Raw genomic sequence first — 14,037 nt, forward strand, 5'->3', positions numbered from 1 at the left:
CTACTCCCTCAGGCCGGTCCAGCCCTCGAAGCGGGTGCCCCCGACGCGCTCGTAGTCGTGCGCGTTGGTGGCCTCCACCACGTCGAAGAAGGCGTAGTGGCCCTGGGGCAGGTCGACGAACGTCTTGATCTGGTCCATGTGCCCCATGGCCCACGCGGTGTCGCAGGAGCGCCACAGCATGCGGTTGGTCACCATGGTGGCCTGGCCGCGCGTGATCGTGTCGTCCGGGCCGAAGCGGTGGCTGCCGTCCTGGTAGCCGTAGATCCAGCCGAAGCTCGTGGCGCCCACGACGTAGTCGCGGTACCAGGCGTCCTCGGGCACGTCGACGTAGGGGTTCTCGCCCTCGAACTCTCCGTCGGAGAAGCGCATGGCGATGGCGACGAACTCGGCGCGGGTGATGGCGCGGTCGGGCTCGAAGGTCTCGGGGCTCGTGCCGTTGAGGATCCCGCGGGAGGCGAGCACCCTCACCGGCTCGGCGTAGTAGGCGCCATCCGGGACGTCCTCGAAGCTCACGGCCCTGTCGCCCATGCCCTTGTCGAGCAGCAGGTTGTAGAACATCTGCGCCACCTCGGCGCGGGTCATCGGGTTCTCCGGGCCGAAGGTGAACGAGCCGTCGCCGTAGCCGTGGAGGTAGGCCACGTGGTCCAAGGCGTTCAGCCAGTCGGAGACGCCGGTCTCGTCGGGGCTCGCCGGGTCGGAGCCCCTCATGAACGTGACGGAGATGGTGTGGTCGTCATCGAGGTCCTCGAAGGTGTAGGAGCCGACCTGGCGGTAGCTGACGCCGTCGACGGTGACGTCGCCGACGGTCCAGCCCTCGTCAGGCGCGATCGTGAACGTCACGTCGGAGCCCGCGGCGTAGCTGTGCGTGCCGGACGGGCTGATGGAGCCGCCCTCGCCGGCGGAGGCGGTGATGGTGTAGCGCTCGGACGGGGTGACGGAGCCGCCACCGGAGGTGGAGCGGGACGTGACGCGGAGCGCCTGGTCAGCGTCGCTGGCGGGGACCGTGACCCTGCCGTTACTGACCTGGTCGAGCACCGAGGCCCCGTCGAGCGTGACGTCCTCGATGGCGTAGCCGGCCCTCGCCGCGACGGCGAAGGTCATCCCCTCGTCGACGGGGACGGTGAAGGTGCCGCTCGGGGTCACGGTGCTGCCTCCGTCCGCGGTCGCGGTGATGGTGCGGGCAGCGGTCCTCCACGCGACGGCGAAGGGCGAGAAGCCCGAGCGGTCGACGTCGAACCTGATGCCCGCGTCAGTGAACTGGAGGTCGTCCACGGCCTCGGGGGCGCACTCCGCGATGGCCCCCTCGACCTCGTCACGGCCCGAGAAGCCGTACTCGCGGTGGAGGCCCGGGAAGTGCACGACCTTGACGCCGAGGTCCTCGGCGTTGTCCTTGGTAACACCGTCGGGGTAGGGCAGGTAGACCGTCGTGCCGTAGCTCGCGCTCACCCACGCGTTGCCGTTGTGGGCGTCGACGAGGTCGAGGTAGCGGAACTCGTAGCGCCACGCCTGGCCCTCGCCGGGGTCTTGGAGCACGGTCTCCTCGGCCCTCTTCTCGAGCAGGGCCTGCCGGTCGGTGCCGTCCTCGTCGGCGAGCAGGCCGTCGTCGAGGAGCTGGACGCCGTCGGGGTCGGCCGCGCGGCCCTCGTCGCCGTTGGTGTAGAACTCGGGCTCACCGGCGCCGGACGCGCCGCCCTTCTTGGCGATCGCCTCGGCGTGTTCGACGGCCTTGACCGGCTCACTGGTCAGGAGCCCGTGCGTACTCGCGCCGTCCTGGGCCTCGTCGACGTCCTCGACGTAGCGGACGACGAGCTTGCCCTCGTCGAGCTCGTCCGAGACCTCGTTGCCGTTGATGGTGATGTCGCCGGGCTTCTGACCGTACTTCCAGGAGAGCACGGCGCGGTGCTCGCCGGCGACGCTGTCGTTCTCGATCGGCGTGTTGCCGTCGTAGTAGGTAACCGTCAGGCGACCAAGGAGCTCCTGCATCGCTTTATCCCCGGCAAGCGGTTCTCCGCCGTCGATCACGAGGGACTCGATCGGGTCGACGCTGTCGGCGATGGTGAGCGCCGGGAACCCGCCGTCGTCGTATTTCTCGTCGCCCTGGCCGCCGCCGGTGTAGACGGTGACGTCGTCGGGGGCGAGCGTGTACTCGGCGTTGTTGACGAACATGACGGCGTAGGCCGTGTCGGCCTTCAGGCCCGTCAGAGTGACGTCAATCTGGTCGGAGTTCTCGACCGGCTGGAGGACTGGATCCACCCCAGTAGCGACGGAGCCATCTTCAGCGAGCTCCACAAACGCCACGTAGAGCCCCGTGTTCTTCGGAGCGGGGCTGAGCCCACTCGCGACGAAGTGGACAGAGTCACCGGAGGGCTCCAGCCAGACGGCGTCAGAACCAACGACCTCCCATCTGGAGTCCTCACCGACAACGTATTCCCTTATCTTCTCCACAGCTTTGTCGCTGGCACTCCCAAGTTTGACAGAGGCGTAGTCCTCATCAAGCGTCACGTCAAACGGCGGAAGGTCTATCGTGGTGTTGCCCTCGATGGCGCCCGGGGCAATCTCGGCATGCCTTGCTGCATCCGTGGCAAACGTGACAAGTTTGCCCTGGCCATCCTCCCCGCGCGTAATCGACACTTGGGCGCCACCGCCATGGTTGCCGGAAATCGTCGCCGAGTCGTCAATGGTCAGAAGCGAGCCCTCATTCTTCGCCGCGTACAGGACCGCGTAACCCGCACAGTCGGTGATGGTCCCCTCGACTGTTACCTTGGAAGGGTCGCCCGCCAAGATTGCGTGTCCACCGACATTGGTAATCACCCCAGTCTTGGTCAGCCTGACGCTGCCATCCTCCCGCGACCCGTTGGGCGAGACAAATAGCGCCGTCGTGTTGAAGTCGTCAATGGTCCCCGCGAGCTCGATCGTCGGCTTGCCACCGTTCATGTAAATCAAACTGGCGTCTGTCGTTGAGCAATCCTTGATGACACCGAATTGCCCGAGCGAGAACCAGTTCACTGATCCACGCAGGCGGAAGGGGACATTATCCGTATGACAGTTCGTCACTACACCGTTGACTGAGATATGTCCCTCGTTGTTGTCAACGAGACCGATCCTTTCGATATCGGACATCATCGAGCCGCGCGTCATGGAGAACGTTGAGCCACCCGTCAGCCAGATAGCGCTGTCTGCCGCATTCCCCGGGGTATCGGTGCAAATTGACTTTATGCTGCCGCCAGTATACGACCCGTCATCTTGCTGACTCCCCGTCAGAACAATCGTGGAGTTGCCCATGGCGGCAACGGCGATTCCCGAGAAAGCGCCCGTTTTGCCTCCGCCGAGCTCCACGCCCTCCCTGTCTGGATAAGGCATCATCACGTTATTGGCAGTGATGTCACTGATTTCGCCGGCAACGGAGGCATAGCCGCCGTCTTCTAGGTAGATGGCTCGCCCGTCGATGCCCGAGATCTTGGCCCCGGCCTTCACCTCGACCATGCCGCCCTGGCTCCAGACCGCGGCGACACCGCCAGCGCGGCGAGTATCCGGGTCGTCGATAATCTTGCTGCCCGACTCCATGATGAGCTTACTGGTGACCTGAGCATCCTTTCCCTGGCCGCCGACGCGCACGGCGGACATGCCGCCGAAGTTCTTCAGGGTAACGTTGTTCCCGAGGACGATGGTGCTGCCGTTCCCGCCTTTCGCCGCCGCATAGGCAGCGATTATCGCGTCCTGGACCTTGCTCTCGTTGTCCTTCTCGCCCTCCTCGGTTCCTTGCTCCACAAAGCGCTCTGCAGCAGAAATCATGTCGTCATCGAGTGTGATGTTCACCAGCTTGAGCTCAGCACCATTAGCGACCTCGATCATCGCGGGGTTGTACCCGCCGCGACCATCAGTCCACGGCGTAAAGTCTTCACCGCGCGTGATGGTGTAACCACCGCCGTCGATGGTGATGTCCTTCGCGTCAACGAACACGTACTCGGTGAGCGTGATGTCGCTCGTCAGCTTGATCGTGTCGCCGGTTTTTGCGTCCTCCATCACAACGTCGTGGAGGGAGCCTCCCTCTCCAACCTCAATCTCATCCGCCCACGCCGTCACCGGCATGACGCTCAGCGCGAGCACGAACGCGCCGAGCAGCGCGGCGAGCCATCCAACCCTCCTCGTCCTTCTCGTCTCTCTTCGCGTCATCTGCGTCTCCTTTCCCTCTCGATAACGCATGCCATGTCGAGGGGCGCCGCGGGGCGGGCGCCCCGTGACGTCATCTGGAGCCGCGACCGGCACCCATCCTGTACGCGCTCGCCATCTGGCCGCCGCGCTCGTCGAAGCGCATCTCGACCTCGATGACGCCGCGCTCCCTGAGGTCCGAGATGCAGCGGTCGACCGTCTTGACGCTCCTCCCGAGCATCTCGGCGAGCTGCCTCTTCGTGCAGCACGCGCAGCCGGACACCGCCGTCTCGCCGGCGATGTAGCGGATCAGCTGCTCCTGCGTCTCTGTGAACTCGCGCTTCTTCCGCCCGCGCCTGCGCGGGGGCGGGTCGCCGCCCGTCAGCGGGTCAGAGCTCGCGCGCTCCGGGGGAAGACCCCCCCCCACTCACGTTTTTCGGGGGAAATCGCCATGGGGGAAGCGCTCGCAAAACGCCTCGCGTCAGCGTTCTGTCGGCTCATCGCACGCCCCCTCTCGGTCACGGCCGGGTCCCGCTGAGGGCGCGCCGCTCCTCGGCGCGCGCGGTTGGCCGCCACCCGGCTTCCAGCCGGCTCTCAGCCAGCTGACAAGGCGTAGTCTATCCCTCTTGCCCCCCCGGGCGAAATCCGGGGGGACATTAATTGATCACGGGGTTGCGCAAAAAAGCGCAGCGAGGGGGGCCTATCCCACGCGCTCGCATGCCACGGCAGCGCGCCTGCCGCAGAAGGCGACTCCCCAGCGCACGCGACCCTTCACGTCGGCGGGGAGGTCGCCGGCGTCATAGCCCTTCTCGGCAATCTGCTCCAAGGCCTCCCAGACCCCGGCACCCTCGAAGAGCGGCACGCGGCGAGAAGGACCTCAGGTCGCCCGCGCATGAAGGGAGGGGCCCCTCGCGGGACCCCTCCCCTGTCTGGCGCGCGCGTGAGCGGAGGCTACTCCGCCAGCCCGGTCCAGTCCTCGTAGCGGCCGTCGCGCTCGTAGCCGTGCGCGTTGGTGGCCTCCACCACGTCGAAGAAGGCGTAGTGGCCCTGCGGCAGGTCGGCAAACGTCCTGACGTCGTCGAGGTGCCCCACGATCCAGGCGCCGTCGGCCACGCGGCCGAGCATGCGGTTGGTCACCATGGTGGCCTGGCCGCGGGTGATCGTGTCGTCCGGGCCGAAGCGGCCGGAGCCGTCCTGGTAGCCGTAGATCCAGCCGAAGGAGGTGGCGCCGACCACGTAGTCGCGGTACCACGCGTCCTCGGGCACGTCGACGAAGGCGTTCTCGCCCTCGAACTCGCCGTTCGAGAAGCGCATGGCGATGGCGACGAACTCGGCGCGGGTGATGGCGCGGTCGGGCTCGTAGGTCGCCGGGCCGGTCCCGTTGAGGATGCCGCGGGAGGCGAGCACCCTCACCGCCTCGGCGTAGTAGGCGCCCTCGGGGACGTCCTCGAAGGCCACGGGCCTGTCGCCCATGCCCTTGTCGAGCAGCAGGTTGTAGAACATCTGCGCGACCTCGGCGCGGGTCATCGGGTTCTCCGGGCCGAACTTCCCGGAGCCGTCGCCGTAGCCGTGGAGGTAGGCCACGTGCTCGTCGGTCTGGAGCCAGTCGGAGACGCCGGTGTCGTCGGGGTCGGCCGGCGCGCTGCCGGGCATGAAGGTGACCGAGATCGTGTGGTCGTCATCGAGGTCGGCGAAGGTGTAGGAGGAACGCTGGCCGACGTCGACGCCGTCGACGGTGACGCTGCCGACCGTGTAGCCCTCGTCAGGAGTTATCGAGAAGGACACGTCGGAGCCCGCGGCGTAGCTGTGCGTGCCGGACGGGCTGATGGAGCCGCCCTCGCCGGCCGTCGCGGTGATGGTGTAGCGCTCGGACGGGATAACGGAGCCGCCGGTCGTCCTGAAGGTGGCCTTGATGGTGTGAGCCTCTTTCACGTCGCTGAACGTGTAGGTGGTGACGGCGCCCACGCTCGTACCGTCGACCGTGACGTCGGCGACCTCGTAGCCCTGGTTGGCGGTGATGGCGAAGGTCTGGTCGGCGCCAAGCGGCACCTTGACCCTCCCGGACGGAGAGATGCTTCCGCCGTTGCCCGCCGAGGCTTCAATGATTCGGGCCTCGGTGTTCCATACGAGCGCAAAGGGGCTGAAGCCACCCGCGCCCACATGGAACTTGATGCCGTACTCCGTCTTCTCAACGATCGTCATCTCTTCGGAATCTACGTTTTCGACATCGTTCACATCAAAGCCCGAGTTGTCACCATCACGATGCAGGCCCTTGAAATGCAGGAGCGTGAACTCCGTGCCCCCGTCGGTTCCATCGGGATATGCCCAGTAGATGTCCACCCCTTTGGAGGACGTGATCCAGGCGTTGCCGTTTTTGGCGTCAACAAGGTCGAGGTAACGGAGGTCGTAGTTGCGGATATGGTTGTCGTCAACCTCACCAAGCTCCCCGTCAACAGCATCCTTGAGAGCCTGGTCTCGAGGAACTCCGTCAGAGGTGATGATCTCATCGAAGAGGAGAGACGGGGTGGCATCAGACGGGAGCTTTATGCCCGTGTCGTTCAGCGTGTATGTGGTGCCGCCTTCAACAACCGCGACCGCAGGTGCGGTTTCATCCGCCCCGGGAGCAGCGTCTCGTACGGAAGTGATGATGGACTCGTCCGCTGAATTACTCACCGCGCGCACGGTGAGGAGCCCGGTACCGGAAATTACGTTGTAGTTTCTATAGGTAGGCGTGTCCGTGCTCGTGTCAATGGGTTCAGTTGCCTCGACCATACCCGAGGTTTCCCCGGCATAGATACCGATCGAGAACTCCTTGTACAGGTCCTCGACCTCGGAGATGCTGAAATTGTCCTCCGACACCGCCTTCGTTCCGTCGTTGTACTCGACACGAACCGGATCCGTCGTTGGGGCCACCGGTTCGAAGCGATAGTACGCTGTGCCTTCGGTGTCGCTGGCTACCTCCACCTCTTTGAGCGTCCATGAATGATTGCTGTCTTTATTAGTAAAGGTCAGCTTTGACAGGTCAACATCTGCGGGCGCATATACGAGAAACACGGGGCGTGGCAGGGAGCTGGACTCGGACCCTTCTTCGCCGACACCTTCGTAGCCCTCGTCTCCGCCCATGTATACGGTCATGTCTGCGGGAGTAACCGTGACTATGTCACCGCTTTCATCATTTTGTTGCACGAAGGAAACGACGTAGCCCGTCTCGCTGTACTCGTCGACCAGCACACGAACCCCGTCAGCCGTTGGCGTCACCGCCTGAAGCAGTACCTCTGCCCCCTCGACAGGCAATCCGCCGGCGTCCGTCTTTATCATGGCGGCGAAGAGCGGCTTGTCTTCGTCATAGGTAAGCCCAGAAACAGTAAAGCTCTGCATGGTGAGATCGGACTCGAACCAGAAGGAGCCGACCACCTCAGTGAGCTCGTACTTCTCGAGACCCTGAGTGATTTTAGTCTCTGCAGCAGTCGAAGCATTGCCAAACTTCACGTCGTACGGAATGCCGTCGAGTGTAAGGTTATGCTTTGAGAAGAGAACGTCTTTGTTTCCAAGCGTAAAGCCACTGTCAATCTTCAAATACCGATTAGTTTTACCAAATGTGAGCTCGTTGCCGTAATCATCAAGCAAAGGGGTGATGGTGATGTCGTTTTCCACACCACTGGACGTCACATACCCCTCTTCGGAGCTCGTTATGTTGACATCCATGTTGCCGCCCGAAACCTCGCCGCCATTCAGCTCAACGAAAGGAGTCGATCCACGGTAGTCTTCAAGATTAATCGCCAGACTACCTCCGAGACCGGAAGCGGAGTTATCCGTTATCTCTCCGCCATTCATAATGAACTGACCGCCGCGACGGACGTAGACGCCGCCACCGACCTGATCGGCCTCATTCGTGGTTCCGGCGCCGGAGATGTTTCCAGATATCTTTCCCCCATACATGGTGAACTTGCCGCAGGAGACCATGACCGCACCGCCGGTCTGGTAGCTCACGTTGTTGCACATCTCAGCGCCTTCATACATGTTGGCTTCAACATGAGTACCATTGTTCGCTAGAACAAGAGCCCCGCCTCGGTCGGTTGAGACGTTGTCGTTGATCTTGCCGTAGATGTCAATGACGCCGTTAGAGCCCTGGGTATAGATAACGCCATAGGCGCAGACGTTATCGTGGATGTTAGCGGTCTCCCCGATGCGGATGTAGTGTTTCGACGAGCTTTGGGCAACGATGGCGTGGCCAGCCACATCTCCATCGCGCTTTAGGCCGGTAATCTCACCATTGAGATACGCGGTTCCGCCCACGTCGATCACCGAAGAACCGCCGATGATATTCCTGATTGTGGAGCCTTTATCAGCAGCAAACGTGCAGTGCCTGACTGCACCATTTTCGTCAATGTAGCCCGAAACACAGATGGTAGACCATCCTGGATTCTCATCCTCTCCGTCAATAACGCCCGTCGGACCCAAGGTGGCAGAGGCCTCGGAGCGAAGGTAGATGGCAGCTCCGTTGTTGCCATGCCAGAAGTCGCTATTACCATTACCAGAGGACTTTGGGTCCGCAACCATACTGCTGATTGTTCCATTAATCGTTGCAGTCCCACCCTCGTTGAAAATCGAGCGACCAACTATACCGGTGATCTCAGAGCCCTTTTCCATGACGAGCGTTCCGCCCTGCATCCAGATTGCTCCGGCGGGGCCATAGAGATCGGAGATGTCCTTTCCTGGAATGACCTCTCCCTGCGTCCTGTTGATTACCGTGTTGTCGGTAATGACGCTTCCTGACTGCATAACGAGCTCGCCGCTGGAAAGGCGCACCGCAGACATGCCACCGTAGTTCTTGAGTACAGCACCGTTACCAAGCGTGATCCGGCCAACACCGTTATATACGGCAATCATCGAATCCTGAACGATATCGCTGTTCGAAATTGCTTCATCGCCGCTCAGGTCACCAAAATCCGTCGTTCCGCTGCCGCGGGTCGACGCCTGGATGAAGTACTTACCCTGACTGATTCCGCCATCATCAAAGATGATATCTGTGAGCAGAAGGGTCGACACGACGCCCTGATCAGTCGAGCCGTTCACCTCGATCATGGCGGAGTTGTATCCCAAACGAGCAGGGTCCCCAGCATCCGCCATGGAGTTACCACGCGCGACTGTAAAAGGAGCGCCCTCCCCCTGCGAGGAGATGGAGATGTGCTTGTTCCAATAGCGCGCTGGAGCCGTCATCTCAAGGTCGCTCATCACGTAAATCTCGGTCGGATTATCCTCCGTTCCCGGAATGGCCACCTCAACGGCTTTGGCGAGCGTGGCAAGCGGACTGTCCTGCGTGCCACTACCGTTAACGTCATCGCCGTCCGCAGAGACATATACTGCGTCGAGCGAATTCGCCTGTGGAGCCGCCCACGCCGTCACCGGCATGATGCTCAGCGCGAGCACGAACGCGCCGAGCAGCGCGGCGAGCCACCTCACCTTCCTGGTTCTTATCGCCTTCCCTCTCATAGACAGTCTCCTTTCCCCGATAAGCTGTCATTCTCTGCACGTGGAATGGATTCCTCCGTCGAAGCCCGGTCCCTCAGTCGGGGGAGCGCCGGCACGACGAGGCGCGGTACACGCTCGCGAGCTGCCCGCCGCGCTCGTCGAAGCGCATCTCCACCTCGATGTAGCCTCGGCTGCGCAGGTCGGCGACCAGGCGGTCTATGGTCTGGACGCTCCTGCCGAGGCTCTCGGCGAGCTCTCGCTTGGTGCACGTGAGCCCGCCCGACACGGCGGTCTCCGCGCCGATCGCGCGCAGCAGCTGCTCCTGGGTCTTGGTGAACTCCCGCTTCTTGGGGCCGCGGCGCTCATCCGCCCGGCCGGGCTCGCGGGTGGCCTCCTGGCACGTCATACCGTCACGGCGCCCCGGGCGAAGGGTCGCTCTATGAGCAACCCCCATTACAGTTTGAGCCGTCCCGAGGGCGGCTCCTTTTTTCACTCTCCGATCTGGGAAATACCATGGTGCCAGGCCCCTCGGGGCCGCCGGCCCACCGCCCCGGATGGCCCTTTTCCCCTGCCCTGCGAGGGCCCGGGGGGTGCTGCCACCGGGGCGGAGGGGCCGCGGGAGACGACTGATAGAGAAGTGCCGGGCGCGCGGCGCCACGGCCGGGTAATGTGGCTGTCGACCCCGCGGCGGAGTCGGGCCGGCCGACCTGATTGGAGGATACACCATGGGAAGACGCAGGAAGAGGGCCCCCGCCGCCGTGGTCGGCTTCGACGTCGGCAAGTCGTTCCACTGGGCCTTCGGCGTCGGCGCCGGCGGCGAGGCCGTCCTCAGCGAGCGGGTCGACAACCGGCCCGCGGCGATCGACCGCGTGCTCGCCGAGGCGGGCGCCGGCGCCCTCGTCGTCGTCGACCAGCGGCGCAACATCGGCGCGCTCGTGCTCGCCAGGGCGCGCGCCGCGGGTATGCGCGTCGCCTACCTGCCCGGGAGGGCGGAGAAGCAGGCCCGCGAGATGTTCCCGGCGACGGCCAAGACCGACGAGCTGGACGCGGAGGTGATCGCGCGGACGGCGCTCGGGATGCCCTGGGCGCTGCGCGAGGTCCCCGAGGAGGACGAGAGGCGCGCGTCGCTCAGGATGCTCTCGTCGCAGCGCGCGTTCTGCGTGAAGGGGCGCACCGAGTCGCTCAACAGGCTCCGGGCCGTGCTCCTCGAGGCCGACCCGGCCCTCGAGGCGGCGCTCGACCCGTCCAGGCGCTGGCAGCTCGAGGTGCTCGCCGCCCTCGGGTCGGCCCACGGCTGCGCGGCGGCGGGCGTGGAGCGCTACCGCGAGCTCGCCGGCGCGCGCGGCGGCAGGGAGGACGCGTTCTGGGAGGCGCTCTCCGCCTCCGCGGCGTCGCGCCCGGAGGTCCGCGCCGAGGGGGCGCTCGCCTCCATGCTCGCGGGCCAGGTCCTCGCCCGCGACGCCGAGGTCGCCGCCCTCGACGCGGCCATCGGGGAGCTGCTCGAGGGGGACGCGACCTACGAGGCCCTGCTCACGGTGCCCGGAGTCGGCCCCAGGACAGCCGCCGCGCTCGTGGCCTCGGTCGACGTGACGATGTTCCGCAGCCACGACGAGCTCGCCAGCTACTGCGGCATCGCGCCCGCCGACAGCCAGTCGGGCACGAGCGCCAGGTCGACGAGGCCGAAGCGGGGCGGGAGCAAGCCCCTCAAGAACCTGCTGGTATTCTCGTGCAACTCCCTCGTCGGGACGAAGAACGAGTTCGGCAGGTACTACGAGGAGTGCCGGGGGCGCGGCATGCGGCACAACAAGGCGCTCAAGGCGGTCGCCCGCAAGCGCCTGAAGGTGATCTACGCCATCATGCGCGACCGGGTCCCCTACCAGGCGGCCTAGGACCCCTCAGGACCACCTGGAAAAGCGCCCGCCCGCCGGGCGCGCCGCGGCATGCCGAAATCTCCTCGAGGGGTTGACAAAACCATAGAGACACCCCCCGCTCGCGCCCCTCCGAGCCGCGAGGGCGGGCACGGCGTCACCCGTCGGGACGACGGCGCTGAGCTCGGTGTCAGGAATCCCCATGACGCACCCCCGTGTCGCTCTGCCCTCGGGCCGAGCGCCGCCACGACGCGCTCGGCTGACGTTCAGAAAACTTTTTGTCAGCCTATCGTTTGTGATAGGCCATAGTATGTGGGGGGTACCATATTTCAGCTCTTTGAAAATGTCAATACCGCAGGTAGTTCGCCGATTATTTAGCTTCACTCCCCTGATGTTTTCAACAAGCGGTGGAGGGGGCGTGAGCAACTTTGCGCAAAAAACGCGGAGGCGCGAGACGGGCGGGCGGCGCACAGAGCGGGACCGGCGACGGCAGCGCCGGGGCATGGGACCGACGTAGACGACTGCGCCGTGGCCCGGGGCCGACGGCGGCGACCCCCGTTTGCCCCCGGGCGGGCGTCGGGCAATAATGGGTCCTAGGACAACGCGCGAGTCACGAGGTCACATGGCACGACACTTTGCTCAGGACACGCGGGGCGCCCGAGGGGCGCTGGGCGACGCTCCCACCCGGGGAGGGCAGGCGCGTCGCGACCCCTCCCCCGTCCCCGCCGTTCTTCTCGCCCTGCTGGTGGGCTTCTTTGCGGTGTGCGGGGCGCAGCTCCACGCGTACGACGCCGTCGACTGGCGCTCCCCGCTCACGTGGTGCGCGATGCTCGGCGTGGCGGCCGTCGCCTCCGTCTTGCTGACGCTGCTCTTCCGGCTTCTTGACCGCAGGGTCTCGCCGATCATGGCCCGCCCCGTCGGCGACCGGGACCGCCTGCTCCGGCGGCGCGTCCTCGTGGCGGGGGTCGTCGTCATGGCGCTCTGCTGGCTCGTGGTCTGGCTGGCGGCGTGGCCGGGGTTCTTCTGCTACGACACGTGGGCGTTCAACTCCCGGCTCGAGACCGGGCGCCTCAACGCGCAGCAGAGCGTGCTGCACACGCTGCTCGTGACCACGGTCCTGCAGGGAGCCCACGCGCTCCTCGGCAGCTGGAACGCCGCGGTCGCCGTCTACACGCTCGTGCAGGGGGCCGTCGTCGCGGGGTCCGCCGCGTGGGCGCTCGTCAGGCTCGAGCGCGCGGGGGCGCCCCTGCCGTTTCTGGTCTGCGGCATCGCGTACTTCTCGCTGAACCCGTTCATCGTGATGTTCGGGCTGTGCTCGACCAAGGACACGCTCTTCGCCGTGTGGACGCTGCTGCTCGTGATGGAGCTCGCCGGGCTGCGCGGCGGCGCGGGCGGCAAGGGGGGCGACGGTGCCGCGGCGGCCGGTCGCAAGCGCGACGGTGTCCTCGCGGCAGCTCGGTGCGCGGTCCTCGTGTTCCTGATGGGAGCGTACCGCAACAACGCCCCCTACGTGCTCGCGGTCGCGCTCGTGGCGCTGGCGGTCGTCGCCGTGGCGCGGCACGGGCGCGCGGTCGCGCTCGCAGCCGGAACGACGGTCGGGCTCGCGTGCTACCTCGCGTGGACGGGCCCGGTCGCCGCGGAACTGGGGGTCGTGAGGCCGAGCTCCGTGGGCGAGATGATCTCCGTCCCGGCCGCGAACGTTGCCTACATGGCGAGCCTCGGCGAGGCGGAGCCGCTGCCGGAGGGCCTCTCCGAGCTCGACCTCCAGGCGATGGCCGACGGCTGGGAGCTCTGCCGACAGAACACCGACAACTACCGCAACGTCGCCACCCCGCTGCTCGAGGCGGGCGCGACGGGCGAGTTCGTCCTGTACTGGCTCGACTGCGTCGCCGCGCACCCGGGGCTCGCGCTCGACTCCGCGCTCATCCTCACGCAGCCGGCTTGGGACCCCACCGTCGAGAGCACGTCGTACAACTTCCCCGGCTACCCCTCCTACGGCGAGACCCAGACGTCGGTCTTCGCGTGCCTTGCCGAGGACCCCGCCCACACCGACAGCAAGCTCCCGGCGCTCTACGACCTGCTGTGGAGCATTTCGCGCGACGCGGACTACGGCGGGAGGCCGTGGCTGGCGGCGCTCGGCTCGCCGGCGTCGCTCATGTGGCTGACGCTCGCATGCCTGGCGTACGCCGCGGCGCGGAGAAACGCGCGCGGCGTGGCTGCGGCCGGGCTGCTGGCGCTGCTCAGCGCGACCCTGCTGCTGGGACCGACGGTCCTCCCCCGCTACTACTGGTTCCTGTACCTGTGCGCGCCGGTCACGGTGTGGGTGTCGCTCGCGGGAGGGCACGAGCGGGGAGGCGGCGCGGGCGAGACGCGCTAGGGGGCGCTGGGGGCGCACTGGCGCCGGCACCGCTGGGGACGCGCTGGCACCGGCGCCGAAACGGAGCATCTGACGAAACCGAGGCCTCCGCAGGGGCGATTTTTGTCAGATGCTCCGTCTCGGTGACGGCACGGGAATTGCGGCCGCGGCCGGAGGTCGCGGCGAGCTGAG

Annotated in this window: 7 protein-coding genes; 2 read left to right on the plus strand and 5 right to left on the minus strand. The window is 65.7% G+C overall.

The genetic code is table 11. The features are described from left to right. The 5 genes from BQ7106_RS10790 to BQ7106_RS03510 form a co-directional block, all read right to left on the minus strand. Complete coding sequence (locus BQ7106_RS10790; protein ID WP_129583778.1) at positions 1-4,173, minus strand: S-layer homology domain-containing protein; 4,173 nt, start codon at positions 4,171-4,173, stop codon at positions 1-3. Positions 4,174-4,243: 70 nt separating this feature from the next. After that, a complete protein-coding gene (locus BQ7106_RS03500; protein ID WP_072371306.1) occupies positions 4,244-4,576 on the minus strand; it encodes a helix-turn-helix domain-containing protein in 333 nt (110 codons plus the stop codon). Between the two features lie 273 nt (positions 4,577-4,849). After that, positions 4,850-5,011, minus strand: a complete 162-nt coding sequence (locus tag BQ7106_RS10970) for a hypothetical protein (protein WP_159431259.1) — start codon at positions 5,009-5,011, stop codon at positions 4,850-4,852. An 89-nt stretch (positions 5,012-5,100) separates the two neighbouring features. Further along, complete coding sequence (locus BQ7106_RS03505; protein WP_072371309.1) at positions 5,101-9,642, minus strand: S-layer homology domain-containing protein; 4,542 nt, start codon at positions 9,640-9,642, stop codon at positions 5,101-5,103. Positions 9,643-9,715: 73 nt separating this feature from the next. After that, the gene (locus tag BQ7106_RS03510; RefSeq protein ID WP_072371313.1) at positions 9,716-10,027 is read right to left on the minus strand and encodes a helix-turn-helix domain-containing protein; all 312 of its coding nucleotides are present in this window, start codon (positions 10,025-10,027) and stop codon (positions 9,716-9,718) included. 319 nt (positions 10,028-10,346) lie between these two features. On the opposite strand from BQ7106_RS03510, the gene BQ7106_RS03515 reads away from it, so the two are divergent. Together BQ7106_RS03515 and BQ7106_RS03520 are read left to right on the plus strand one after the other, a co-directional pair. Further along, positions 10,347-11,510 (plus strand): IS110 family RNA-guided transposase, encoded by a 1,164-nt coding sequence (locus tag BQ7106_RS03515; protein ID WP_072371316.1) that lies wholly within the window; start codon positions 10,347-10,349, stop codon positions 11,508-11,510. Between the two features lie 601 nt (positions 11,511-12,111). After that, the gene (locus BQ7106_RS03520) at positions 12,112-13,866 is read left to right on the plus strand and encodes a DUF6020 family protein (protein ID WP_072371319.1); all 1,755 of its coding nucleotides are present in this window, start codon (positions 12,112-12,114) and stop codon (positions 13,864-13,866) included. Positions 13,867-14,037 lie beyond the last annotated feature (171 nt).

The sequence above is a fragment of the Thermophilibacter mediterraneus genome, from assembly GCF_900119385.1.
Taxonomy (GTDB): domain Bacteria; phylum Actinomycetota; class Coriobacteriia; order Coriobacteriales; family Atopobiaceae; genus Thermophilibacter; species Thermophilibacter mediterraneus.

What these genes read in the sequence shown, in the direction of transcription:
- BQ7106_RS03520 (WP_072371319.1), top strand. Translation starts at nt 12,112, where the DNA reads ATGGCACGACACTTTGCTCAGGACACGCGGGGCGCCCGAGGGGCGCTG.
- BQ7106_RS03510 (WP_072371313.1), bottom strand. Translation starts at nt 10,027, where the DNA reads ATGACGTGCCAGGAGGCCACCCGCGAGCCCGGCCGGGCGGATGAGCGC.
- BQ7106_RS03505 (WP_072371309.1), bottom strand. Translation starts at nt 9,642, where the DNA reads ATGAGAGGGAAGGCGATAAGAACCAGGAAGGTGAGGTGGCTCGCCGCG.
- BQ7106_RS10790 (WP_129583778.1), bottom strand. Translation starts at nt 4,173, where the DNA reads ATGACGCGAAGAGAGACGAGAAGGACGAGGAGGGTTGGATGGCTCGCC.
- BQ7106_RS03515 (WP_072371316.1), top strand. Translation starts at nt 10,347, where the DNA reads ATGGGAAGACGCAGGAAGAGGGCCCCCGCCGCCGTGGTCGGCTTCGAC.